Source organism: Mycobacterium venezuelense, assembly GCF_054919535.1.
This window is the reverse complement of record NZ_JBONDW010000027.1, coordinates 49,757-74,701: the sequence shown is the minus strand read 5'-3', so window position 1 is coordinate 74,701 and position 24,945 is coordinate 49,757. Positions and strand designations below refer to the sequence as shown.

The following is a 24,945-nucleotide window of genomic DNA, read 5'->3' as shown; positions in this document are numbered from 1 at the left end:
CGCGACCTCGGCGGCCAACCCCTTACCCCGCTTGGCCGCCGGCACACCCTGCGCGGCCTCACGAGCGCGACGCTTGGCATCCCACAACGCCGTGGCCCGGGCTTGGGCGGCTGCGAGGGCCGGTTTCAGCAGTTCGTACGTCTCGACCAGGGCACGCAGCTGCTCCTCCGACGCCCCCGGATCGATATCGAACAAACTTTCGAACACATGATCGATGCTACCCACACCCACCGACAACTAACGCCCGTGTACTGCCGGTACTGAATAATGCTGGGGTGACACCGAGAGTGCTGTTCATTCGCAACGAACATATGGCGACCGAGGCCCTGCTGGGCGAGGCGTTCGGTGAATGTGGGTTTGACGTCGAGACTTTCGACGTGGTTCCGGCTGAGCGGGTGGACTCCCCTGCCGCCGAGGTGACGTTCCCCGACCCCACTGCATACGACGTCATCGTGCCACTGGGTGCGCGCTGGCCGGTGTACGACGACGCACTGCGCGAAACGTGGGTCGGGGCGGAGATGGCGATGGTGCGCAACGCCGCCGACGCCGGAGTCGGCGTACTCGGGGTGTGTTTCGGTGGACAGCTTCTCGCGCAAGCGTTCGGCGGATCGGTCAGCCGATCCGACGCACCGGAGATCGGCTGGTACGACATCGCCACCGACGACGCGCAACTGGTGCCCGGCGGCCCGTGGTTCCAGTGGCATTTCGACCGGTGGACCCTGCCGCCCGGTGCCACCGAAATCGCCAGGACAGCGCAGGCTTCGCAGGCATTCGTACTGGGCCGGTCCCTGGCCCTGCAATTCCATCCCGAGCTGGATTTGGCGCTGCTGGACGGGTGGCTCGCCGGCGACCGCGACGGAGAAGTCGCCGGGATCGGCCGAAGCCACGACGAATTACGTTTGCAGACAAAAGAACTCGCCGATAACGCGGCAGCCCGGGTGCGGGCGCTGGTCCGCGGCTTCCTCGACAGGGTGGTACGGGCAGCACCCGCGACGTAGGCTGGAACGGTCGGTGGCGGTTCCCAACCGCACGACAGACCGATATGAGCGCATGGAGTGTCCGTCGGGACGTGGCACGCACGTTCCAGGACCGCCGCGAGGCCGGTCAGGTCCTGGCGCAGCGCCTGGCGTCCTATCGAGGTGATCCCCACGTCCTGGTTCTCGGGCTGGCGCGGGGCGGGGTCCCGATCGCGTGGGAAGTCGCGTCGTTTCTCGGAGCGCCACTGGATGTCTTTCTGGTTCGCAAGCTCGGCGTACCGCAGTGGCAAGAACTGGCAATGGGCGCGTTGGCGTCGGGCGGCGGCGTCGTGATCAATGACAGCCTGGTGCGCCGACTCGGTATCAGCGAGGACGAGGTAACCGAAGCGATCCAGCGCGAGACTGTCGAATTGGACCGTCGGGAACGCGCATACCGCGGCGAGCGCCCCGCACCCGATCTCACCGACCGGACGGTGATACTCGTCGACGACGGCATCGCGACCGGGTCCAGCATGCTTGCCGCGGTGCGGGCCGTGCGCGCCGCGCGGCGCGTGGTGGTCGCGGTGCCGGTGGGGCCGGCCAATGTCTGCAGTCAGCTGAACGGCGAGGCCGACGAGGTGGTGTGCGCGAGCACCCCGATGGATTTCGAGTCAGTGGGTCAGGCGTTCGCCGACTTTCACCAAGTCAGCGACGATGAAGTCCGTCACCTGCTGGCCGCACCGACCAGCTAGTTCCTGCGTTCCTCGGTGGGTTCGTCGACCGCGACGTCGTCGGAGCCACGCTCCAGCTCGGGCTCTGCCGGCTCGTCGGGGTAGTCCAGCGGCTCGTCGGATTCGGCCTCGACCGCGTCCTGGGTTTCCTCGTCAGGTTCGGCCGCGGTCTTGGCGCCCCGGGAGCGCTCACGCAGCGCGTCGACGATGAGGAGTACGACGCCGAGCACACTCGCACCGATGCAGACCCAGGCGATCAATTCATTACTGGTGACCACCGCGGTCACGAGCGCGGCCAAACCGATGACGGCAAGCACGAGCGCAATGATCAGCATTGTTCAACCCTAGGTCGGTGGCCCGCTGGCCCGGGCCGGTTCAGGTCAGCCTACGAGACAGCTCAGTTGTTGCCTCGGTTGAACTGACCGAACCCGCTCGCGTCATTGTTGGCGCTCGAATCGACCGGCGCAGCCGAGCCGCGCTGTCCGAGCTCCTCAAGCTGCGATTCCAGGTAGGTCTTGAGTCGGGTGCGGTACTCACGCTCAAAGGTCCGCAGCTGTTCCAACCGGCCTTCCAGCACGGTGCGCTGCTGATTGATCGTTCCCATGATCTCGGAGTGCTTGCGCTCGGCATCGGCCTGAAGGGCGTCGGCCTTTTCCTGCGCCTGCCGCAGCTGCGTCTCCGACCGGGTCTGAGCGTCGGCCAGCATCGCGTCGGCGCGCTGACGCGCCTCGGACACCGTGGTCTCGGCGGTCTTGCGGGCATCGCTGACCATGGCATCGGCCTGGGCGCGGGCATCGGCGAGAAGCTTGTCCGATTCGGCCTTGGCGGTACTGGTGAGGCGGTCCGCGGTGTCCTGGGCGAGGCTCAACACGCGAGCGGCCCGGACCGCGGTGTCCTCGCTCGGCGGTGCGGCCGGCTGCGGCGGGGCCTCGTACACGGGCTGCGGAGCCGGGGCAGGCTCGGGCTCGGGCTCGTACATCGGGATCGACTGAGTCGCCTGGGCGCCACCGCCCGCGCGAGCAGAGGACAGCTCGGAGTCGAGCTCAGCGACGCGCTGCCGAAGATCGGCGTTCTCCTCGATGAGCCGGGTCAGCTCGTTCTCAACCAGATCGAGAAAGGCGTCGACCTCGTCCTCGTTGTAGCCCCGCTTGCCAATCGGCGGCTTGCTGAACGCGACGTTGTGGACGTCCGCTGGTGTGAGCGGCATTGTCTGCCCCCTTGAAGTCTTGGACCGTCAACCGATCTCAAAGTGTAGAGCCTTGTTTGAACGCAACTGGCGTCCATCCTGTCACACCAGACCCGGCGGTTGCAGTGGAGGTCAATTTTTAAGAGTGAATTTCAATCTTCTTACGCCTTTTTGGAGCGTCCGGCAAACGCCTCCGAAGCCCGTCTTCGGCCATCCCGCGCCCAGGCTCAGACCGCCGCGCCGAAGGCGAGCTGCATCCCGATGAACGCCACGAGAAGCAGCACCATGATCGACAGGTCGAATCGAACCGCGCCTATCGTGAGCTGGGGAATGAGCCGTCGGAGCAGCTTCACCGGCGGATCGGTGACCGTCATGATGAGCTCAAGCACCACGACGGTGAAACCCTTCGGGTGCCAGTCCCTGCTGAACGATCGGATGAACTCGACCACGACCCGCGCGATGAGCAGCAGCCAGAAGATGAACAGCGCGAAACCAAGGATCTGAAAGAACAGCGACAACTGAGCCGACCTCACTACAGACAGATGTGTGACATTGGATACAGGTCGCTGTGGGTTGACTGCCGCAAGCGCGACGCGACCAACCGGTTATGCGACGCCGCCAGCCTACCCGGCCGTGATGACCACGACCGATCAGCGCAGCGGCGCCCGCGTCAGCGCCTAAGAGGTCGGGCTACTGATACGAGTAGAAACCGGCTTCGGCGATGCGGCGGCGCTCCTCGGCACTGACGTCGACGTCGGCCGGGGACAGCAGGAAGACCTTGGTGGCGACCTTGTCGAACGAGCCACGCAGCGCGAAGGCCAGACCTGCCGCGAAGTCGACGAGCCTCTTCGCGTCGGCATTGTCCATCGACACCAGGTCCATGATCACCGGCGTGCCGTCGCGGAACCGCTCGCCGATGGTGCGGGCCTCGCTGTAGTCCTTGGGACGCAGCGTCGTGATCTTCGACAGTGGGCTGCCCGCCTCGAACAGTTCTGCCATGCGGCGCGGATCCATGGCGAGCGCGCCACGGGTCGAACCGCGCATCGCACCAAGTCGCGGTGCGGGCCGGTCGAATTCCCGCGGGCCACGCATCCGCGGCTCGAACCTGGGCTCGTCGGCGTAACCGCCCCGGTAGGCCGGTCCCTCGTCGTACTCCCGCGCCTCGTAGCCGTAGGCGTCTTCCTCGAAACGTTCCTCGCGAGGCCGACGGGTGTAGCCGCTACGAGCGACGCCGCGATCGTCGTCTTCGTAGTACTCGTCGTCGTAGTCCTCCATCGGTGCCATACCGAAGTAGGCCTTGACCTTATGCAGTGTGCTCATCGCGGCGACCCTTCTGCTGACCGTGGGAGTTCTGATGTCTGTGATGAAGATGTGACTGGAGTGACTACTGCGGGTGACGTTAGCGGCCGCCGACCCATTAGCGCGGTACCGACACGCACACACGTCGATCCGTGTTTGACGGCGACTTCGAGGTCGCTGGACATTCCGGCCGACAGTTCCAGCCGCTGCGGGTAGTCGCGCTGGACCCGCGCGCGCTCGGCGGCCAGCCGCGCGAATGCCTCCTCCGGATCCGCGCCGAGCGGCGGGATTCCCATCAACCCGACGAACTGCAATCCGTCCGCGGCGTGCGCGGCCGCACACAACTCGTCGACGAGTTCTGGATTGTTCACGTCCACCCCGCCCCGCTCGGTGTCACCGTCGAGGCTGATTTGTAGATAGATACGCAGCGGCTGGGTGCGGATGCCGTCGGCCAGCGCCTCCCCCGCGGCGCGGTCAAGCGCAGTGATGAGGCGGGCGCTGTCCACCGAATGCGCGGCGTAGGCCCACGCGGCGACCGCACGTGCCTTGTTCCGCTGGATGCGGCCGACCATGTGCCAGCGAATTGGCGTTTCGGGCAATTCGGCACGGACCGCCGTTATTTTATTCGCGGCTTCTTGTTCGCGGGATTCACCAAAAGCGAGGCAACCTAATTGGTTGAGAATAAGAATGTCGGTGGCCGGAAAGAATTTCGTTACCGGAAGTAATTCGATTTCACTCACCCGCCGGCCCGCCGATTCCGCGGCACGCGCCAGGCGGGCCCGCGCCGCACCGAGCGCGGCCGTGAGTTCGGCCGTCCGGTCGCTGTCCCGCTGACGCCGCGCAGCACTCATCGCCGACTCGGTTCCATCCACACGAGACAGGCAAGACGGCCGGTCGGAGCGTCCCGGCGATGACTGAACAGATTGGGGTCGTCGACCGTGCAACGCGGGTCGACATCGATCGCTTTGACACCCAAAGACGTTAATTGCCGGGCAATTCCGGCTCGCAGATCCAGACCGGGCGTGCCCCGCGACGTCGTGGTGCGGCTGCCGGGCAGCGCCGCTTCCACCTCGGCCGCCATGTACTCGGGAACTTCGTAGTTGCGTCCGCTCACCGCGGGACCCAGGAGCACCGAGATGTCCTCCGCGTGTGCGCCCGCGGCCAGCATCGCCTCAAGAGTGCGAGGCACGATGCCTATCTGTGCCCCGACCCGGCCGGCATGGGCGGCCGCGACGACACCGGCGCGCGCATCGGCCATTAAAACCGGAACACAATCGGCGGTTACCACCGCCAAAGCCAAACCTCGGGTGGCGGTCACCAATGCGTCGGTTTTATCCACCGCACCGGCCTGCGGACCGTCGACTGTGACCACCCGGTCGCTGTGCACCTGATTCATCCACACGACTCCGGCAGCGCCGATCGCGTCGGCCAACCGCTTGCGGTTGGCCGCCACGGCCGCCGGGTCGTCTCCGACGTGATCGCCGAGGTTGAACGAATCGAAGGGCGGCGCTGACACGCCGCCGGCGCGGGTGGTGGTCACGCGCCGTACACGAAGACTCACGATTCCAGTATCCGGACCCGCTGCCGGCGCCCAGCTCAGTGCCGCATGAACGGCGGCACGTCGACATCGTCGTCGGCGATGCCCCCGTCATTCCCGTCGCCGCCGATACTGACCGTCGCGCCGTTGGTGTGCGCCGGGACGCTCACTGCATCCGTCGGCTCGAACAGCGATGTGGTGACCTTGCCCGCGCGCCCCGATGCGATCGGCTGGGTCTGCGCCTGGCTGGGCCCGACCACCGGCTTGCGGCTCGGCCCGGTGGTGTCGAACCCGGCCGCGATGACGGTGACCCGGACCTCGTCGCCGAGCGAGTCGTCGATCACGGTGCCGAAGATGATGTTGGCCTCGGGGTGGGCGGCATCCTGCACGAGCGAAGCCGCCTCATTGATCTCGAAGAGGCCGAGGTCGCTTCCGCCTGCGACCGACAGCAGCACACCCTGTGCGCCCTCCATCGAGGCTTCGAGCAGCGGCGAATTGATCGCGATCTCGGCAGCTTTGAGCGCGCGCCCGTCACCGCGAGCCGAACCGATGCCCATGAGCGCGGTACCCGCACCGCTCATGACACCCTTGACGTCGGCGAAGTCCACGTTGATCAGGCCAGGCGTGGTGATCAGGTCGGTGATGCCCTGAACGCCGTTGAGCAGCACCTCGTCGGCGCTGCGGAAAGCGTCCATGAGCGACACCGCGGCATCGCCCATCTGCAACAGCCGGTCGTTGGGGATGACGATGAGGGTGTCGCAGCTCTCGCGCAGCGCGGTGATACCGGCTTCGGCCTGGTTGGACCGGCGCTTCCCCTCGAAGGAGAACGGCCGCGTCACCACGCCGACGGTGAGCGCACCGAGCTTGCGTGCGATGGTCGCGACCACCGGCGCACCGCCCGTGCCGGTACCGCCGCCTTCACCCGCGGTGACGAACACCATGTCGGCGCCACGCAGCAGTTCCTCGATGTCGTCCTTGGCATCCTCGGCCGCCTTGCGGCCGACCTCTGGATCGGCGCCCGCGCCAAGCCCACGGGTGGAATCGCGGCCGACATCGAGCTTGACGTCGGCATCGCTCATCAACAGCGCCTGTGCGTCGGTATTGATCGCGATGAACTCGACGCCCTTCAGGCCCTGTTCGATCATCCGGTTGACGGCGTTGACGCCGCCGCCGCCGATACCAACCACCTTGATTACCGCTAGGTAGTTATGCGGGGGGGTCATGGATCGTCTTCCTCCCTGGTTGCCGTTATTGGGCGCCGAACCCCTCTCCTGCAAACTCTCAACCTCAACCATAGGCTTAGAGTTATGTCAAGTAGTTCTGCGCAAACAGAACGGTAGGGGGACAACGGGGCCTATCGCGGCAGGCGCGCCGACGCGTCGCGCGGCAATTTCGGAGAATGCGCCCGAAATCACTTGACGGTCGGCAGGTCCGGACTCGACACGTCGTACGTACGGCCCGGCTGGGTCAACAACGCCGCCAGCTTCAGCGCCTTCTCCTTGGTGCGGTCGGTGGTCCCCCACACCACCACGCGACCATCGGTGAGCGTCAACGTGATCGAGGCGACCGACGGCGCCGCGACCCGGCCGACCTGTGCGGCCACCTCCGGCGGCAGCGCCAGCATCACCTCGAGCGCGGCCTGAGTCGCCGGATCGCTCGGACCGGGAGTGTCGGCGTCGAGATACGGCAGTGCCGGCGGCGGCGGTTCGGTGGCGAAGTCGACGCCGTCGCGGTCGAACAGATGTGGACCATCCGGAAAGTCCTTGACCACCACGGGCACCCGCTCCACGACGGTGATCCGCAAGGTCGACGGATACTCTCGCTGCACCCGGGCGGTCGCGACACGGCGGATGGTCGCCACCCGTTCGGCCACCGCATCGGTGTTGATCTGCAACAGCGGTGTACCGGGCACCACCGCGGCCGCCGCCAGCACCTGTTCCTGAGGTAACGCAGCCAACCCGGTGACCACCACGTTGCGGGCAGACATGATCGGCGTGAAATACAACACGAGGCCGAGAGTCACCGCCAGCACGCTGGCCAGGGCCGCCCACAGCAGCACCTTGAGTCCCCGGATCGTGCCTCTGGCAAGGGTTTTCGGCGTGTCTGCGGCCGATCCGTCGACGCGACGCTTGGCTTCGCGGCGGGCCTGCTCGATCGCCACGGCGCGGTCGCGGGCCGCGCGGCGCTCCGCACGTTCGCGTCGTGCCCGCCGGCGCGGCCCCTCGTAGTCCTCCGACGCGGCCGGCGGCATCGTCGATTCGGCCTGCGCCTGCTCGGGTTCCGCCGGACCGGACTCGGCGGCAGTGCTGTCGGGGCCAGACTGTGGACCCGGCGCGGGACCACTCTCGGTCACGACGAACCCGTCCCCGACCGTCCCGGGGCGCTGCGGTTGGCCTTGATCTGCAACTCGGTCAAGATCTCGCCACCCAGCATCGTCACGTCGCCCGCCCCCATGGTGAGCACGACATCGCCCGACCGGGCCGAGGCCGCGACCAGCGCGGCCACGGCCGAGAAGTCCGGCACATAGGTCACCGGAACCGTCACGTGCTCGGCGACCGTCGCGCCGCTGATCCCGGCCATCGGCTGTTCGCGCGCGCCGTAGACGTCGAGCACGAACACCTCGTCGGCCGTGCTCAACGCGGCGCCGAACTCCCGCGCGAATGTTGCTGTGCGCGAATACAAATGGGGTTGGAACGCGACTATCGACCGACTCCCCGTCTGGTTTGCGACCATACGGGCCGCCTCCAGCGTCGCGCGAACCTCGGTGGGGTGATGCGCGTAGTCGTCGAAGACCCGGACCCCGCCGACCGAGCCCACCAACTCGAAACGCCTACGCACGCCCTCGAATCCGGCCAAACCGTCAAGTACCACCTCGGCCGGCGCACCGACGTCCACCGCGGCCAGCACCGCCGCAAGGGCGTTCAGTGCCATGTGCCTGCCGGGCACCGCGAGCCGGATGGCCCGGGGATGCGGCTCACCGGCGAGCTGGATGTGCGCCACCGCACCGGTGCCCTGCTGATCCCAACTGAGCAGCGTCCCAGCGAGGTTGTCCCCGGTGCTGCCATAGCGCAACACCCGGATCCCGAGCGCTTCGGTGCGATCGGCCAGCGCGGCCGCACCAGGGTCATCGGTGCAGACCACGAGTGCGCCGCCCGGCGCGATCCGTTCGACGAACGAGTCGAACACCGCGGTGTAGGCCGCCTCACTGCCGAAGAAGTCCAGATGGTCGGCCTCGATGTTGGTCACCACCGCCACATCGGGCGTGTACTCGAGCAGTGAGCCGTCGCTCTCGTCGGCTTCGGCCACGAAGCACTGCCCGCTGCCGTGATGGGCGTTGGTGCCGGCCTCCCCCAGATCCCCGCCGACCGCGAACGACGGGTCGAAACCGCTGTGCTGCAACGCCACGATGAGCATCGACGTGGTGGTGGTCTTGCCGTGGGTCCCGGTCACCATCAGCGTGGTGTAGCCGACCATCAGCTTGGCCAGCACCACCGGCCGCAGGATGACGGGGATGCCGCGACGCCGGGCCTCGACCAACTCGGGGTTGGTCTTCGGGATCGCGGCATGGGTGGTGACCACCGCGGTCGGCCCGCCGGGCAACAGATCCAGCGAGGACGCGTCGTGGCCGATCCTGACCTCGGCTCCCCGCGCGCGCAGCGCCACCACGCTGCGCGATTCCTTGGCATCCGATCCCGACACGAGGCCGCCGCGGTCGAGCAGGATCCGCGCCACCCCCGACATTCCGGCACCGCCGATACCGACCATGTGGACGCGCTCCAACTCCGGCGGAAGTGAATTGGCTTTCACTGCGCCCTCTTTCGATCCGCCCGCGCCACATCCAATACGACCTGGGCCACCCGCTGCGCCGCGTCGGGATGCCCCGAAAGCGTTGCGGCCGCCGTCATCGCCGAGATTTTGGCGTCGTCGGTGAGGAGGCCGCCCACGGTGTCGGCGACGAATGCGCCGGTGAGATCGCCGTCATCGACGACGATGCCGCCGCCGGCCGCGACCACCGGGCCCGCGTTGAGGCGCTGCTCGCCGTTGCCGATCGGCAACGGGACATAGATCGCAGGCAGGCCGACGGCGGTCACCTCCGCGACCGTCATCGCACCGGACCGGCAGATCGCGAGATCGGCTGCGGCATAGGCCAGATCCATGCGGTCGAGGTAGGGCACCGCGACGTACGGTGGCGCATCGGCCGCTGCCTGCGGCAGTTCCAGCGTGTTCTTCGGGCCGTGCGCATGCAAAACCGAAATACCTGCCGCCGCAAGACTTTCGGCCGCTGCCGAGACCGCGCGGTTGATCGATTGTGCACCCTGCGAGCCGCCGAAGACCAGCAACACCTTGGCGTCGTCGGCGAAACCGAAGAACGCGCGAGCCTCGGCGCGCAGCGCTTTGCGGTCAAGCGACGTGATCGCGGCCCGCACCGGCACCCCGACCACCTCGACGTTGCGCAGGCCGGGATCGGGCACCGCCGAAAGCACGCGACGGGCCGAGCGCGCGCCGACCCGATTGGCCAGACCGGCGCTCGCGTTGGCCTCGTGGACCACCACCGGCACCGCCGGTCGGCGCCGCGCGGCGCTTCCGCGGGCAGCCAGATAGGCAGGCAGCGCGACATAGCCGCCGAACCCGACCACCACGTCGGCTTCGACGTTCGACAACACCGACCGGGTCTCGCGGATCGCGGTGCGCACGCGCATCGGAAGCCGCACCAGATCTCCCGACGGCTTGCGCGGCAGCGGCACCGGCGTGATCAGCTCCAGGTCATAGCCGCGCTGGGGCACCAGCCGGGTCTCCAGACCGCGCTGCGTGCCGAGGGCGGTGATCCGCACAGCGGGGTCGAGTGCACGCAGCGCATCGGCCACCGCCATCGCCGGCTCGACGTGACCTGCGGTCCCGCCGCCTGCCAGTACGACCGATATCCCCCGAGAACCCTCGCTCACCCGTGACGTTGACCTTCCAATGTGCGGGCTCGACGGCCCTGGTTTCGCTGGCCAGAACCATATCGGACCGACGATCTGCCGGCTGCCACCGGCGGCTGGCCGCCGGTGCGCGACCGACGCGCCGGGCGCTCAGCCGTTGACGTCTTGCGCCTGCCCGCAGCGGTGACCTTGGCCGGCTTGGTGGCCTTGGCGGCCTTGCGGTCGGGCCGACGCTCCGCTTTGCGCGCCGGCTTGGCCGAAGTGCGGGCCGTTTTCGAGCGCAGCCGATCGCGCACGGCCTCCAGCCGAGTGGGCACGTACGGCTCGGGCAGCGGCAACCGAAGCAGCCGGTTCATCCGGTCATCGCGTCCGGCCCGCAGCGCCGCGACCGCGTCCGGTTCGTGACGCGCCGCATTGGTGATCAAACCCATCATCAGCAGCGTCGTCGCCTGAGACGATCCACCGGCCGAGATCAGCGGCAGCTGCAGCCCGGTCACGGGCAGCAGGCCGACGACGTAACCGACGTTGATGAACATCTGGCCCACCACCCACAGCGTGGTGGTCGCGGCGAGCAGGCGCAGGAACGGATCGGCAGAGCGGCGCGCGATCCGCATGCCCGTGTAGGCGAACAGCCCGAACAAGGCCAGCAGACCCAGCGCCCCGATAAGACCGAGTTCCTCGCCGATGATCGCGAAGATGAAGTCATTGTGTGCGTTGGGCAGGTAATTCCATTTGGCGGTGCCCTGGCCGAGCCCGTCGCCGAATACGCCACCGTTGGCCAGGGCGAATCGCGCCTGGCGGGCCTGGTAACCCGATCCCTGGGCATCGGCGCCCGGGTTGAGCCACGACTGCACGCGGTCGGACCGGTAGCCCTCCGACACCGCGAGCACCGCGGCCGAGACCATGACCGCGAGCAGCGACGACATGAACACCCGCAGCGGCAGCCCGGCGTACCACAGCAGGCCGAGCAGGATGATGCCGAGCGAAACCGTCTGTCCGAGGTCGGGCTGGGCGACGATGAGCGCGAGCGCGATCACCGCGGCGGGCACGAGCGGGATCAGCATCTCGCGCAGCGACGCGCGTTCGAGCCGACGCGCGGCGAGCAGGTGCGCACCCCAGATCGCGAAGGCGATCTTGGCCAGCTCCGAGGGCTGCATCGAGAACCCGGCGACGACGAACCAGCCGCGAGAACCGTTGGCCACCTTGCCAATTCCGGGGATGAGCACGAGGACGAGCAGCACGATGGTGAGCGCGAAGCCGGGGAACGCAAGCCGGCGCAAGGTCTTGACCGGCATCCGCAGCGCCACGTAGAACGCCACGAGGCCGATCGCCGTCCACAACACCTGGCGGCCGAACACCGCCCACGGCGAACCGTCGGCATCGTAGGAGTACACCCCCGACGCCGAGAGCACCATGATCAACCCGAGCGTGGTGAGCAGTGCCGTGACGGCGATGATGAGGTGAAACGACGTCATCGGCCGGCCGAGCCAGGCGCCGAACCGGGTGCGTGGCAGCTTCACCGGGGCGGCGGCCTCCGACGCGCCGTCGGTCGGCGTCTCGGTCGCGGCGCCACCTTTCACGTCGCCCTCGGTCGCATCGCCACGTCGGCGCAACCGGGTGAGGATGCTGGCCACGACTACCCGATCGCGGCGCGGACGGCTGCGGCGAAGGCGTCGCCGCGCTGACCGTAGCCGCTGAACTGATCGAAGGATGCGCCTGCGGGTGCCAGCAACACGGTGTCGCCCGGGCTTGCCAGCTCACGGGCGGCTCCCACGGCAGCCGCCATGACCGCATCGGAGACCGGCCGGTCCCCAACTTTGATCACACGAGTCACATGAACATCAACCGACTCAGTTGACTCATTTGTCTCAAGCACCCCAGAATCCTCCCCCGTCACAAGCTCGACGACGGGGACATCCGGGGCGTGTCGCGATAACGCCTCGGCAACCAAACGCCGATCGCGCCCGATCAGTACGGCGCCGGCAAGCCGATTCGCCACCTGACGTACCAGCTCATCGACCGAAGCGCCCTTCAGCAAGCCACCGGCGATCCACACCACCCGGTCGTACGCGGTGATGGACGCCTGCGCGGCGTGCGGGTTCGTCGCCTTCGAGTCGTCGACGTAGCGCACCCCCCCGCTCGCCCCGATCACCTCGGCGCGGTGCCTTCCCACCTGGAACGACGCGAGCGCGGCCCCGATCGAAGCCGGCGCGACACCAACCGCGCGGGCCAGCGCGGCCGCGGCGAGCGCATTGAGCACGCCGATGGGACCCGCCACACCGATCACGTCCGTGCCAGCCAACTCGACATCGTCGCCGAATGCGCGGTCGACGAGCTTGCCCGCACGCACACCGAGTTCGCCAGCGGCCGGCTCGCCGAGCCGAAAGCCGACGCGTGTGGAGGCCGTCGCCGCAGGCAGCAGACCGGCCGCGACGGGATCGTCGAGCCCGACCACCGCGACGCGCCCGTCGAGCACCCTGGCCTTGTCGCGGGCATAGGCGTCCATCGAGCCATGCCAATCCAGATGATCCTCGGCGACATTGAGCACAACGCCCGCCTCGGGCCGCAGCGACGGCGCCCAGTGCAATTGAAAACTGGACAGCTCAACCGCAAGGTACTCCGCGGGCCCGTCGAGCACCGCGAGCACCGGCTCACCGATGTTGCCGCACAACATGCTTCGCCTGCCGTCGGCCGCCAGCATCTCGTGCAGCATCGAGGTGGTCGTGGTCTTGCCGTTGGTGCCGGTGACCACGAGCCAGCGCCGCGGCGTACCGAACCGGCCTGCCGCGTCGAGCCGCCACGCCAGCTCGACATCGCCCCAGATCGCCACGCCTGCCGCTGCGGCGGCGGCCAACACCGGCGCGCTCGGCGCGAAACCAGGACTCGTCACCACCAGATCGAAATGCGATATCCGTTCGACGGCGCTCGCGGGGTCGAGCACCGCCACACCCTGCTGTGCCAATGCCGTCAGCGCCGTCGGGCTGTCGTCGGTGAGCGTCGCAACCACGCCAAGCGGTGCGAGCGCTGCCAGGACAGCGCGGCCGGTGACGCCTGCGCCGGTGACGAGCACGGGCGCACCCGTCGTCAGCGGAGCGAGATCCGGTTCGGACACGTCAGGCCCCGACGGCGGTGAGCCACTCGCTGTAGAACAGGGCGACGCCGAGACCGCACGCGATCGCGGTCAGTAGCCAGAACCGGATGATGACGGTCGTCTCGGCCCAGCCGACCAACTCGAAGTGATGATGGAACGGCGCCATCCGGAACACCCGGCGGCCCGTCGTGCGGAAGGCCATGATCTGCACCACCACCGAGGTCACCTCGGCCACGAACAACGCGCCGAGGACCACCGCGAGGATTTCGGTCCGGCTGGTGACCGACAGGCCCGCGATGATGCCGCCGAGCGCCAGCGAGCCGGTGTCACCCATGAAGATCTTGGCCGGGGCGGCGTTCCACCACAGGAAGCCGACGCACGCGCCGGCCGTCGCGGCCGCGATCAACGCCAGGTCCAGCGGATCGCGCACGTTGTAACAGCCAAGGCCCGGCGCCGTCGCACACGCGTTGCGGTACTGCCAGAACGTGATCAGCACGTAGGCCGCACACACCATCGCCATCGCGCCCGCGGCGAGACCGTCGAGCCCGTCGGTGAAATTCACCGCGTTGGACCACGCGCTCACGATCACCACGCAGAAGATCACGAAGAGCCAGGGCGCCAGCGTGACCGTGGCGATCTCACGTACGTATGACAGCTCGGCGCTGCCGGGCGTCAAACCGTCGCCGTTGCGGAACTGCAGCACCAGCACGCCGAACAGCACCGCGGCGATCAACTGGCCGACGGTCTTCGCGGTCTTGTTGAGGCCGAGGTTGCGCGACCGGCGGAGCTTGATCAGGTCGTCGATGAAGCCGACAAGGCCGAGCGCGGTGGCCAGGCCGAGAACCAGCAGGCCCGAGGCCGATGGCCCCTCCCCGCCGAGCGCCACACCGACGAGATGCGTACCCAGGTAGCCGGCCCAGATGCCGGCGACGATCGCCACTCCGCCCATCGAGGGCGTGCCGCGCTTCTTGGCGTGGCTGGGCGGACCGTCCTCACGGATCTCGTGGCCGAGGCCCTGCTTGGTGAACAGCCGGATCAGCGCAGGCGTCAGCAGGATGGACACCGTCAGCGCGATGCCGACGGCGATCAGAATCAGTTTCATACGGCGGCGTCCCCGTCCCCGACCGGGCCGGCGACCAGAGCCTCGGCCAACGCGCCGAGCCCGACCGAGTTGGATGCCTTCACCAGCACCACGTCCCCCGGCTGCAGTTCATCGCGCAGCACAGCCAGTGCGGCGTCGGCGTCGGCGACCATGGTGGACTCGGACCCCCACGAACCCTCCATCACCGCGCCGTGGTGCATGGCGTTCATAGTCCTCCCGGATCCCACGACGAGTAATCGAGAGACATCTAAGCGCACCGCGAACCGGCCGATCGCGTCGTGCTCGGATATCGCGTCGTCGCCGAGCTCGGCCATCTCGCCGAGCACGGCCCAGCTGCGCCGCTTCGGTGCGCCCCCGCCTGCGCTTTCGCGGGCCATCCAGGCCAGTGCCTTGAGCCCGGCCCGCATCGAGTCGGGGTTGGCGTTGTACGCGTCGTTGATGACTGTCACGCCGTCGCCACGGGTGCTCACCTGCATGCGATGCCGTGACACCGGACCGGCCGCCGACAGCGCCGAGGCCACCTGTGACAGCGTCGCGCCGCATTCCAGCGCGACCGCCGCCGCGCACAACGCGTTCGACACCTGATGGTCACCGTGCACGGCGAGCTCGATGTCGGCCTGCCCGTCCGCGGTGTGCAACGTGAACCGCGGCCTGGCGAGCCCGTCGAGCGCGACCGGCCCCGCCCACAGGTCGGCACCGGGTGACCGCGATACCCGCACCACGCGTGCGGCGGTCTCGCCGGCCATCGCCGCCACCGCGGTGTCGTCGGCGTTGAGGATCACCACTCCGGAGGGACCGACAGCTTGCGGCAGTTCGGCCTTCGTCTTGGCGATGGCCTCGCGCGATCCGAACTCGCCGAGGTGCGCGGTGCCCACGTTGAGCACGACCGCGATCGACGGCGGCGCGATGGCGGCCAGCGCCGCGATGTTGCCGCGATGCCGGGCCGACATCTCCAGGATCAGGAAATCGGTGTCGGTGGTCGCGCGCAGCACCGTCCATGGATGGCCCAGTTCGTTGTTGAACGAGCCGGGCGGCGCGATCACCTCACCGAGCGGGGCCAACACGGCCGCCAGCAGATCCTTGGTCGAGGTCTTGCCCGACGATCCGGTGACGCCGATGATCGTCAACCCGTCGGCCACCAGGTCGGCGGCCACCGCGGCAGCGAGCCGGCCGAGCGCCGCGAGCACCGCGGCACCCGAACCGTCGGTGTCGTACTCCAAAGCGCCAGAACCGGAGTCGGCGGCGCCGGGCTCGGGCCGGACCACGATCGCGGGGACCCCGACGGGTCGGGCCGCCAGCACTGCGACGGCACCGGCCGCCACTGCCGACGCGGCGAAATCGTGGCCGTCCGAGCGTGCGCCCGGCAACGCCAAGAACAGACCGCCGGAGCCGACCGCGCGGGAATCGAACTCGACGGTGCCGGTGACTCGCGTCGCCGCGGCCTGCTCCGGGGTGATGTCGGCTAATTCACCGCCGACGATCTCGGCGATCCTGGCGATCGTCATCTCGATCACGCGCGTGACTCCAATGCCTCCAGTGCCGCGGCCAACTCATCGCGATCATCGAACGGTCGGGTGTGGCCACCGCTGGTCTGTCCGGACTCATGACCTTTACCCGCAATCAGCACGATGTCCCCCGGCTCGGCCCACGCCACGGCGTAATCGATGGCCGCACGCCGGTCGCCCACCTCGACCACTTTCGCGTTTCCCTCGCCGGCCCCGGCCACGATCGCGGCGCGGATCGCCGCCGGGTCCTCGTCGCGGGGGTTGTCATCGGTGACGACGACGAGATCGGCGAGTTCAGCCGCAACCCGCCCCATCGGCCCGCGCTTGCCCGCATCGCGGTTGCCCCCGGCGCCGAACACCACCGCGATCCGGCGGGTCGCCGCGCTCGCCCGCAACGTCTCAAGCACGGCCTGCAGCGCGCCCGGCTTGTGTGCGTAGTCGACGAGCGCCAGAAAGTCCTGTCCCCGGTCGATGGGCTGCAGCCGGCCCGGGACCGTTGCCGAATGCAGACCGGGGGCGGCCTGTTCGGGCGACACCCCGGCGGCGTCGAGGAGCGCGAGCGCCAACGCGGCGTTCGCGACGTTGTAGCGGCCAGGCAGCCCGATGGCCACCCGGTGATGAACTCCAGCCGGATCGGCCACCGCGAATTCTTGTGCACCCGGTCCCGCGACGGCGATCTCCTGCACACACCAGTCGGCGGCGGCGCCCTCCGTGCTCACGGTCACGGGGCTTTCGGCGCGCGCAGCCATCGCGGCACCCGCCTCATCGTCGACGCAGATGACCGACAGCGCCGCATGATTCGGCGACTCCGGATCGAACAGCCGGGCCTTGGCCTCGAAGTAATCGTCCATCGTGGGATGGAAATCGAGGTGGTCGCGCGACAGGTTCGTGAACCCGCCGATGGCGAATCCGATGCCATCGACCCGGCCGAGCGTCAACGCGTGGCTCGACACCTCCATCACCACGGTGTCGACGCCCTCCTCGACCATGACCGCGAGCAGCGCCTGCAGATCGGGAGCTTCTGGCGTCGTCAGTGCGCTCGGCACCGCACGCCCGTCGATTCGGACGCCGACGGTACCGATCAGCCCGGCCACCCGGCCCGCCGCCCGTAAGCCGGCCTCCACCAGGTAGGTGGTGGTGGTCTTGCCCGATGTGCCCGTGACGCCGATGACCCGCAGCCTGTCCGCGGGCCGGCCGTACACGCGCGCGGCCAACTCGCCGAGAACCGACCGCGGCGCGGGGTGGACGAGCACCGGAGCCTCGAGTGTGCCCGCCAACTGCGCGGCACCGTCCGGATCGGTGATCACGGCAACCGCACCACCGGATACCGCATCGGCGGCATAGCGGGCGCCGTGCGCCGACGAACCCGGCAGCGCGGCGAACAGATCCCCAGGCACGGCGTCCTGACCGCGCAGGGTCACCCCGGTCACGACGATGTCGGGCAGCGCCGAACCGGCAGCGGGGACAGCCCCGACCGCAGCGGCCAGCGGCACGAGATGATGGCCGACAGGACGGCTCGGACGCAGCTTCATGGCCATGCAACAGTACCCATCGGCGGCCCTAGGGCCGCATACCCATCGGCGGTCGGGCGACCTTCCGCGTCAGGTCGCCTGCAGAGTCAGCGGACGTCCGGGATCTGCCGACAGCGGCACGTTGTGGCGTTGCAGCAACCACGAGGCGATGTTGTGGAACAGCGGCGCCGCCGACGACCCAGGGGCCCCGTCGGCCGCGCGGTGCGGGGCGTCCATCATGATGCCGACGACATAGCGGGGATCGTCGGCGGGTGCGATGCCGGCGAACGTGATCCAGTAGACGTCGTCGTAGTAGCAACCGCACGCGGGGTTGATCTGCTGTGCGGTACCGGTTTTGCCTGCGATCTGGTAGCCCTCCACCGCGGCCTGCGGGCCGGTGCCCTGCTGGGCGCCCATCGGGTCGTGCTGCACGATTCCGCGGAACATGTCGCGGACGGTGCGCGCGGTCTCGGGTTTGACCACCTGAACGCCCTCGGGGCGCGGCTCCTCGGTGCGGGTGCCGTCGGGCGCGATGGTCGCCTTGATGATCCGCGGCGGGATGCGTACCCCGTCGTTGGCGATCGTCTGGTACATCGCGGCCATCTGCAGCAATGTCATCGAAAGGCCTTGCCCGATCGGCAGATTGGAGAACGAGCTGCCCGACCACTGGTCGATCGGCGGAAGCAGGCCCGAGCTCTCGCCCGGCAGACCGACACCGGTGCGCTGTCCCAGTCCGAACCGGCGGAGCATGTCGTAGAACCGCTCCGGCCCGATCCGCTGGGCGAGCATCAGCGTGCCCACGTTGGAGGACTTACCGAACACACCGGTCGTGGTGTACGGCATGACGCCGTGACTCCAGGCGTCACGAACGGTGACGCCGCCCATGTCGATCGAACCGGGCACCTGCAGCACCTCGTCGGGGTTCGACAGCCCGTATTCGATGGCCGATGCGGCCGTGACGATCTTGTTCACCGAACCCGGCTCGAACGGCGACGACACCGGTAGGTTGCCCATCTGCCGGTTCTCCTGGCGGCCGATGTCCTGGCTTGGGTCGAACGTGTTGTCGTTCGACATCGCGAGCACCTCACTGGTTTTCGCGTCCAGTACGACGGCGGAGACGTTCTTGGCGCCGGAGGCGTCCTTGGCGAGCTGTACCTGCTGCTGCACGTAGTACTGGATGTCGTCGTCGAGGGTGAGCTGCACGGTGGAGCCGTTGACCGCGTCGTGGCGATTGCGGTAGCTGCCCGGGATCACGACCCCGTCGGAGCCCCGGTCGTAGGTGACCGAACCGTCGGAACCGGCGAGCACCGCGTCCATCGAGTCCTCAAGGCCGAGCAGTCCGTGCCCGTCCCAGTCGATGCCGCCGACGATGTTGGCCGCCAGCGAACCGCCCGGGTACTGCCGCAGATCCTGACGCTCCGTGCCGACTTCGGGGAACTTCTCGGTGATCGCGTCGGCGATCGCCGGATCGACCGCCCGAGCCAGATACACGAACGTTTCGTTGCTTCTGAGCTTCTTCTCGACGGTCTTGGCGTCGGGCTTGTTGTTCAACCGCGCGGCAACGTCTTTGGCGATGTCGGTGAGCCTGCGGTCCGGGTCGGGCGCCTCCGGGGATTTGGCCTTCGCCTCGGCCAGTTGTTTGCGGACCCGCACCGGCTGGAAGGTCAGGGCACGCGCCTCGATCGTGAACGCGAGCTTGTCGTCGTTGCGGTCGACGATGCTGCCGCGCATCGCGGGATCGATGTCGGTGACCTTGAGCTGGCTGGCCGCCTCGGCGCGCAACCCGGCCGCCCTCGGCACCTGCAGGTTGAACAGCTGAGCAGCCGCGATCAGCAGCACCGCGAACATGACCACGTTTCCGGTCCGGTGCCGAAAGACGAAAGACGAGCTCTCCAAACCCGTTTCGGGTGCCGCGACCCGCGTGCGCCGGACGCGTGCCGACCGTCCCTGGCCGGCGGGGTCCTTCTTGCGCCCCCGCGCCGGTGTGTGTTCGGGCCGGCGACTCATGCTGCGGGCGCGGTAGCCGGGGCCAACTGCTCGACGCCAGGAGCCGGGCCGGGAGCAATGGGCACGCCCGGGGTGGGCACCTGCGGGGCGGCGGGCGCAGGCGGGGCTTCCGGCACCGGGGGCGCGGGAAGTGCCTGCGGGGCCGCGACGGGCTGCGGCACCTCAACAGCGGGCGGCGCGGGAAGAGCCTGCGCGGGAGGGATGTCCAACGGTGCGGCAAGGGGCACCGGGCCTGGCGCGGGCGGCTGTGCTCCCGGCACCCCGTGCGGCATCTCCGCGGGCGGCACCGTGGGGTGGCCCGCCTGCGGCACACGTACCGCCAGTTCCCGTGGGTCGACCACGCGCGGCGCGGGCGGCGCAGGCCGCGGTGGCGGCGCCTCGTCGGGCAGCGGCGTGTTCAGGGGTGGCGGCGGCACGCCTTCGGCCGGCTTCGGTGTACCGACCACCGTCCAGTTGCCCGTGGGATCCTGCACGAGGTGGGCGGTGTCGCGCGACGGGATCATGCCGAGGTTGCGGGCGGCCTCGGCAAGTGCCGGAGCGGCCTGCGCCTCGAGCACATCGCGCTCAAGGGCTTCCTTCTGCTGCAGCAGGCCCTCATTGGTCTGCCGGGCGTGACCCAACTGGTAGGAACGTTCGGCCGATCCGGTCGACAGCCACAAGGTGATCCCCAGACCGACGCCGAGCGCCGCGATCACCAACACGACGAACGGAACACGGGCGATCAGTTCCCGCGGGTTCAGTTCGACAGCGGCGAGCCGGACGAGCAGCCGTTCCCGCAGCGGCGGACGAACAACTTTAGGGGCCTTGGCTTTACGCGCCTTCGCGCGGGCCTTCGCCTGACTCGCGCTCTTCGGCCGGACGGGCCCGCTCCGCTGCCGCGGAATCGGCCCGGTCTGTGGCGCCTGCCGCAGCGGCCGCTGTTCGCGGCTGGGCCTGCGGGTGCGCGGCGGCGCCTCGGAACTGCGCCGCTGGGCGCCCGGCTGGCGTACGCGCCTGCGGTCGGCCTCACGTACCGGCACTGGTCGCTTCACCTTCATGAGTTGCCCCTTCCCCCAACCTTTTCGAGTGCTCGCAGGCGCACAGGGGCGCTACGTGGATTGCGTTCGATCTCCTGTTCATCGGCCCGCTCGGCCCCGCGGGTCAGCGCCACGAATTCTGGTTCGTGACCGGGAAGTTCGATGGGCAGGCCAGGGGGTGTCCGTGACGCGGTCACCGTGCCGAATGCCTGCTTGACGATGCGGTCCTCAAGCGACTGGTAGGCCATCACGACGATTCGTCCGCCGGGCTGCAGAGCCGCCAGTGCCGCGGGAACCGCGACGCGCAGGGAATCCAGCTCACCGTTGACCGCGATGCGCAGCGCCTGGAACGTGCGCTTGGCCGGATGCCCCCCGGTCCGCCGGGCCGGCGCCGGAATCGCTTCATAGAGCAGCTCGACGAGCTCGCCCGTCGTCGTGAACGGCTGCGAGGCTCTGCGCCTGACGATCTTGTCGGCGATCCGCCCGGCGAACCGCTCCTCGCCGAAATCGCGCAGCACCCTGGCGATCTCCTTGGCGTCGTAGGTGTTGAGGATCTCCGCGGCCGTCAGCGGGGCGTCGGGATCCATCCGCATATCCAGCGGCGCATCGGTGGCGTAGGAGAATCCCCGCTGCGCCTGGTCGAGCTGCATCGACGAAACCCCGAGGTCGAACAACACGCCGTCGACGCGGCGCACACCGGATTCCGCGAGGGCCGAGGCGATTCCGTCGTAACGCGTGCGCACAAGCGTCACGCGGTCGCCGAACGGGGCGAGCCGCGCTCCTGCGATGGCCAACGCATTGGGGTCGCGGTCCAGGCCGATCAGGCGGAGCCCGGGTAAGTCGGTGAGAAAACGTTCGGAATGACCGCCGGCTCCCAAGGTGGCGTCGACGAGAACCGCATCGGTGCCGTCGGCGTGCCCGCGGGTCAATGCCGGTGCCAACAGGTCGACACAGCGATCCAGGAGAACCGGGATGTGTCCGTGTTCCTGGGGATCTGGGGAGTCGTGAACCACTCCAACACCTCCGCTCGGGACAGCCCCTGCACCGTGGTCTCTGTCCGAATCAACGGACCTGGCGTTGGGGAAGTACGCCAGGGCCGATTCGGGCAGAGGCCGCGTTGCACGGGCTACGTCCGGGGCTCCCGCCGGGTTGCGGGCCGTATCAGCCTCATCAGATGATGTCGCGCAGAGTTTCATCAGTGGCCGCGGAGAAGTTCTCTTCGTGGGTCTGCTGGTACTCCTGCCAGGCTTGGGCGTCCCAGATCTCCAGGTAGTCGACCGACCCGATCACCACGCAGTCCTTGGACAGGTTCGCGTAGCGCCGATGGTCCGCCGACAGGGTGATCCGGCCCTGCGCGTCGGGGTGCTGCTCGTCGGTTGCCGCGGCCAGGCTGCGCAGGAACGCACGGGCCTCCGGATTGCTCCGGGACGCCTGCGATGCACGCCTGGCCAACTTCTCGAACTCGTCGCGCGGGTAGACGGCCAGGCTGTGATCTTGGCTCTTGGTGACCATCAACCCTCCTGCCAGCGCGTCGCGGAACTTGGCGGGCAGCGTGAGCCGCCCCTTGTCATCGAGCTTGGGCGTGTAGGTACCCAGAAACATCTGGCCACCTCCCGCCACCCGGTTCGGATCCCGAGTCGCTTCGCCTTCGCCGAGCGGGGCTCCGGTTTCCCCGCTGGCCGCCACTTTACCCCACGATCCCCCACTTTGCTCCATTTGATGCCATGACTTCGCGATTTCGCCCCACCGCCGCCCCCCTGAACGCCCTGAGACACGCATTGGCGACCCACATTCGGGCAAGCCGCGCCGAAAAATCCCAGGTCAACGCGCCAGGGTGAGCGGTGGGGCGTTGTGGGGGGTGTGATGTGGGGCGAGGCCGAACTGTTACGCGCACCGGCACGTCTGCAGTGCGCTGGGCACCCGATCCGGCGTGTCGCGAAACCGGCTCAACGCACAAAAAAGGGGTAGCCCTCGTGGGCTACCCCTTGAGACCGCGCGGCGGTCTACTCGTCGAAGCGGCGACGGAAGCGGTCTTCCATCCGATTGGTGAACGAACCGCCGCCCCGCTGGCGACGCTGACGCGGCGCCGAACCCGGTGCGGCGGACCGGTCACGCCCGGCGACGCGCGGACCGGTGATGGCGAACACCACACCGCCGAACATCACGACGAAACCGATGACAGACAGGATCGGGAACCCGCCGATCATCGTGGCCTTCACGGCGACGCCCACCACGAGCATCGCCAAGCCTGCGATGAACAACAGCGCGCCCTGCAGTCTGCGGCGCGCCGACGGCGCGCGTAGAGTCCCACCCCGGACGCTCGACGCGAACTTGGGGTCCTCGGCATAGAGCGCGCTCTCGATCTGGTCGAGCATGCGCTGCTCATGATCGGAGAGTGGCATTCGTCCCTCCTTGCCGACGCCGCCGTCGCCTCGTCAAAGTCGTGTGTACACCCGCACTTACGGGCACCTAACAGTAATGATACGAGGTCGATCCGAGCCGTACCACCTTGTTCGCAGTCGATTGTAGGCGTTCGATGCGAGTGGGATGGAGCGCCTCACCGCCGGATAATGGCTCCAATAATGAGTTCGCAAGGGCTTCGACAGGACACGGGCGCATGGGGAAGGCAACAGAATTGGCGGCGTATCTCATCGATCTGTCGCCGGACGACATGCAGCGCCGGCTCCCCGACGCGCTGCGCGTCTACGTCGACGCCATGCGATACCCCCGCGGCACAGAGGAGCAGCGCGCCTCACTGTGGCTCGAACACACCCGCCGAAGCGGCTGGAAAGCCGTGGCCGCCATCGACATCGCGACCGTGAACAGCGCTCCCACCAGCGCGGATATGTCGAGCGCGCCGTTACTGGGCGTGGCATACGGCTACTGCGGAGCACCCGACCAGTGGTGGCAGCAGCAAGTGGTCGCCGGCCTGCGCCGCGTCGGAGCCAGCCCGTCGCGCATCACGGAGCTCATGACCAGCTACTTCGAGCTCACCGAGTTGCACATCGATCCAAGCGCACAGGGCCACGGACTCGGCGAGGCTCTGGCCCGACGGCTCCTGGCCGGCCGTGGCGAATCTCACGTCCTGCTGTCGACCCCCGAGATCAACGGGGAAGCCAATCGGGCCTGGCGGTTGTACCGCCGCCTCGGCTTCACCGATGTGATCCGCGGCTACCACTTCGCGGGCGATCCGCGGGCCTTCGCGATCCTCGGGCGCAGCCTGCCCCTGTAACTGGGGTCGAACATCGGCGGCCCCATCTGGCACGATTGCTCGCGTGCGCGTCCGACGACCCAGCCACCGCAGCCGCCGCAGGCTACTGGCGCTGGTGATGTTGCTGCTGCTTCTGCCGATGGCGGTCGGGTGCGTACGCGTCCGGGCATCCATCACGGTGTCGCCCGACGATCGTGTGTCCGGTCAGATCATCGCCGCCGCAAAACCGCGCGACGCCGACGACAAAGGCCCGCAGCTTCTCAACAACCTGCCGTTCGCCACCAAGGTCGCGGTCTCGGAATACAGCCGCGACGACTACGTCGGCTCGCAGGCCGTGTTCTCCGACCTGACGTTCGCCGAACTGCCGCAACTGGCCGGCATGAACCGCGACGCCGCTGGCGTCGACATCTCGCTGCGGCGCGCGGGCGATCTCGTGATCCTGGAAGGGCGCGTCGATCTCACCTCGATGAACGACCCCGAAGCCGACGTACTGCTGACGGTGTCCTTCCCCGGTGAGGTGACCTCGACCAACGGCGACCAGGTCAGCTCCTCGATCGTGGAATGGAAGCTGCGGCCGGGTGTCGTCAGCACCATGAACGCCCAGGCCCGCTACACCGACCCCAGCGCGAGGTCCTTCACCACCGCGGCCATCTGGCTCATCGTCGGCGCGATGTTGGTCGCAGGCGTCATCGGGGCACTGGCGTGGGTCAGCCGCGACCGCTCCCCCAAACCCGGCGATCCCGTCAACGCCGGCGACTGACTCCGAACGCTCGCCGCGGCGCGGTCGGGCATCTCGCTTGCTACAAAACCCGCGGCACGCTTTACGCTGAATGCACTCGGGGGCCATCGGAGCACACACAGAAAGGGGCGG

General features: G+C 68.5%; 24 protein-coding genes and 1 pseudogene. 4 read left to right on the top strand and 21 right to left on the bottom strand.

From position 1 onward, the window contains the following. A pseudogene (locus tag ACRCUN_RS31025) lies at window positions 1–207 on the bottom strand (HNH endonuclease); the annotation flags it as partial. A 68-nt stretch (window positions 208–275) separates the two neighbouring features. On the opposite strand from ACRCUN_RS31025, the gene ACRCUN_RS31020 reads away from it, so the two are divergent. Together ACRCUN_RS31020 and ACRCUN_RS31015 are read left to right on the top strand one after the other, a co-directional pair. Beyond that, window positions 276–998: a type 1 glutamine amidotransferase gene (locus ACRCUN_RS31020; protein ID WP_462145432.1), complete on the top strand. Its 723-nt coding sequence runs from the start codon at window positions 276–278 to the stop codon at window positions 996–998. A 44-nt stretch (window positions 999–1,042) separates the two neighbouring features. Next, window positions 1,043–1,708, top strand: a complete 666-nt coding sequence (locus tag ACRCUN_RS31015) for a phosphoribosyltransferase (RefSeq protein WP_462145431.1) — start codon at window positions 1,043–1,045, stop codon at window positions 1,706–1,708. Here the strand turns inward: ACRCUN_RS31015 and ACRCUN_RS31010 are convergent. The 20 genes from ACRCUN_RS31010 to ACRCUN_RS30915 form a co-directional block, all read right to left on the bottom strand. Then, entirely contained in the window at window positions 1,705–2,022 is a 318-nt protein-coding gene (locus tag ACRCUN_RS31010; RefSeq protein ID WP_462145430.1) for a hypothetical protein, read from the bottom strand. The two genes, ACRCUN_RS31015 and ACRCUN_RS31010, sit on opposite strands and share 4 nt — an antisense overlap. 62 nt (window positions 2,023–2,084) lie before the next feature. Next, a complete protein-coding gene (gene wag31 / locus ACRCUN_RS31005; RefSeq protein WP_462145429.1) occupies window positions 2,085–2,894 on the bottom strand; it encodes a DivIVA-like cell division protein Wag31 in 810 nt (269 codons plus the stop codon). 206 nt (window positions 2,895–3,100) lie between these two features. Beyond that, window positions 3,101–3,391 (bottom strand): YggT family protein, encoded by a 291-nt coding sequence (locus ACRCUN_RS31000; protein ID WP_067855595.1) that lies wholly within the window; start codon window positions 3,389–3,391, stop codon window positions 3,101–3,103. Window positions 3,392–3,563: 172 nt separating this feature from the next. Then, window positions 3,564–4,193, bottom strand: a complete 630-nt coding sequence (locus ACRCUN_RS30995) for a cell division protein SepF (protein WP_462145428.1) — start codon at window positions 4,191–4,193, stop codon at window positions 3,564–3,566. Next, the gene (locus ACRCUN_RS30990; protein WP_462145443.1) at window positions 4,190–5,023 is read right to left on the bottom strand and encodes a YggS family pyridoxal phosphate-dependent enzyme; all 834 of its coding nucleotides are present in this window, start codon (window positions 5,021–5,023) and stop codon (window positions 4,190–4,192) included. Before ACRCUN_RS30990 ends, ACRCUN_RS30995 begins: the two co-directional genes overlap by 4 nt. After that, window positions 5,020–5,733 (bottom strand): peptidoglycan editing factor PgeF, encoded by a 714-nt coding sequence (pgeF, locus tag ACRCUN_RS30985; RefSeq protein ID WP_462145427.1) that lies wholly within the window; start codon window positions 5,731–5,733, stop codon window positions 5,020–5,022. Before pgeF ends, ACRCUN_RS30990 begins: the two co-directional genes overlap by 4 nt. A 35-nt stretch (window positions 5,734–5,768) precedes the next feature. After that, window positions 5,769–6,932: a cell division protein FtsZ gene (gene ftsZ / locus ACRCUN_RS30980; RefSeq protein WP_067855507.1), complete on the bottom strand. Its 1,164-nt coding sequence runs from the start codon at window positions 6,930–6,932 to the stop codon at window positions 5,769–5,771. Between the two features lie 188 nt (window positions 6,933–7,120). Next, window positions 7,121–8,062 carry a cell division protein FtsQ/DivIB gene (locus ACRCUN_RS30975; RefSeq protein ID WP_462145426.1) on the bottom strand — a complete coding sequence of 314 codons (942 nt, stop codon included), beginning with the start codon at window positions 8,060–8,062 and terminating at the stop codon, window positions 7,121–7,123. Continuing rightward, a complete protein-coding gene (murC, locus tag ACRCUN_RS30970) occupies window positions 8,059–9,474 on the bottom strand; it encodes a UDP-N-acetylmuramate--L-alanine ligase (RefSeq protein ID WP_462145442.1) in 1,416 nt (471 codons plus the stop codon). Before murC ends, ACRCUN_RS30975 begins: the two co-directional genes overlap by 4 nt. A 38-nt stretch (window positions 9,475–9,512) precedes the next feature. Continuing rightward, entirely contained in the window at window positions 9,513–10,673 is a 1,161-nt protein-coding gene (murG, locus tag ACRCUN_RS30965) for an undecaprenyldiphospho-muramoylpentapeptide beta-N-acetylglucosaminyltransferase (RefSeq protein ID WP_462145441.1), read from the bottom strand. Then, entirely contained in the window at window positions 10,649–12,151 is a 1,503-nt protein-coding gene (gene ftsW / locus ACRCUN_RS30960) for a putative lipid II flippase FtsW (protein ID WP_462145440.1), read from the bottom strand. Before ftsW ends, murG begins: the two co-directional genes overlap by 25 nt. 116 nt (window positions 12,152–12,267) lie before the next feature. After that, window positions 12,268–13,743, bottom strand: coding sequence for a UDP-N-acetylmuramoyl-L-alanine--D-glutamate ligase (murD, locus tag ACRCUN_RS30955; RefSeq protein WP_462145425.1), 1,476 nt, complete (start codon window positions 13,741–13,743; stop codon window positions 12,268–12,270). Between the two features lies 1 nt (window position 13,744). Beyond that, the gene (gene mraY / locus ACRCUN_RS30950; protein ID WP_462145424.1) at window positions 13,745–14,824 is read right to left on the bottom strand and encodes a phospho-N-acetylmuramoyl-pentapeptide-transferase; all 1,080 of its coding nucleotides are present in this window, start codon (window positions 14,822–14,824) and stop codon (window positions 13,745–13,747) included. After that, window positions 14,821–16,338 (bottom strand): UDP-N-acetylmuramoyl-tripeptide--D-alanyl-D-alanine ligase, encoded by a 1,518-nt coding sequence (locus ACRCUN_RS30945; protein WP_462145423.1) that lies wholly within the window; start codon window positions 16,336–16,338, stop codon window positions 14,821–14,823. Before ACRCUN_RS30945 ends, mraY begins: the two co-directional genes overlap by 4 nt. Beyond that, window positions 16,335–17,861: a UDP-N-acetylmuramoyl-L-alanyl-D-glutamate--2,6-diaminopimelate ligase gene (locus tag ACRCUN_RS30940; RefSeq protein ID WP_462145422.1), complete on the bottom strand. Its 1,527-nt coding sequence runs from the start codon at window positions 17,859–17,861 to the stop codon at window positions 16,335–16,337. The genes ACRCUN_RS30945 and ACRCUN_RS30940 overlap by 4 nt, the downstream gene beginning before the upstream one ends. 69 nt (window positions 17,862–17,930) lie before the next feature. Further along, window positions 17,931–19,847, bottom strand: coding sequence for a peptidoglycan D,D-transpeptidase FtsI family protein (locus ACRCUN_RS30935; RefSeq protein WP_462145421.1), 1,917 nt, complete (start codon window positions 19,845–19,847; stop codon window positions 17,931–17,933). Beyond that, window positions 19,844–20,884 (bottom strand): cell division protein FtsL, encoded by a 1,041-nt coding sequence (ftsL, locus tag ACRCUN_RS30930; RefSeq protein WP_462145420.1) that lies wholly within the window; start codon window positions 20,882–20,884, stop codon window positions 19,844–19,846. The genes ACRCUN_RS30935 and ftsL overlap by 4 nt, the downstream gene beginning before the upstream one ends. After that, a complete protein-coding gene (rsmH, locus tag ACRCUN_RS30925) occupies window positions 20,881–22,059 on the bottom strand; it encodes a 16S rRNA (cytosine(1402)-N(4))-methyltransferase RsmH (protein WP_462145419.1) in 1,179 nt (392 codons plus the stop codon). The genes ftsL and rsmH overlap by 4 nt, the downstream gene beginning before the upstream one ends. Next, on the bottom strand, window positions 22,034–22,465 hold the full coding sequence (mraZ, locus tag ACRCUN_RS30920) for a division/cell wall cluster transcriptional repressor MraZ (protein WP_067855592.1): 432 nt from the start codon (window positions 22,463–22,465) through the stop codon (window positions 22,034–22,036). The genes rsmH and mraZ overlap by 26 nt, the downstream gene beginning before the upstream one ends. A gap of 401 nt (window positions 22,466–22,866) precedes the next feature. Beyond that, entirely contained in the window at window positions 22,867–23,265 is a 399-nt protein-coding gene (locus tag ACRCUN_RS30915) for an SCO2097 family morphological protein (protein WP_462145418.1), read from the bottom strand. A 233-nt stretch (window positions 23,266–23,498) separates the two neighbouring features. Between ACRCUN_RS30915 and ACRCUN_RS30910 the strand changes: the two genes are divergently transcribed. Both ACRCUN_RS30910 and ACRCUN_RS30905 read left to right on the top strand, forming a co-directional pair. Continuing rightward, window positions 23,499–24,095 (top strand): GNAT family N-acetyltransferase, encoded by a 597-nt coding sequence (locus tag ACRCUN_RS30910; RefSeq protein ID WP_462145439.1) that lies wholly within the window; start codon window positions 23,499–23,501, stop codon window positions 24,093–24,095. Between the two features lie 97 nt (window positions 24,096–24,192). Further along, complete coding sequence (locus tag ACRCUN_RS30905) at window positions 24,193–24,834, top strand: LppM family (lipo)protein (protein ID WP_462145438.1); 642 nt, start codon at window positions 24,193–24,195, stop codon at window positions 24,832–24,834. The last annotated feature ends 111 nt before the right edge of the window (window positions 24,835–24,945 follow it).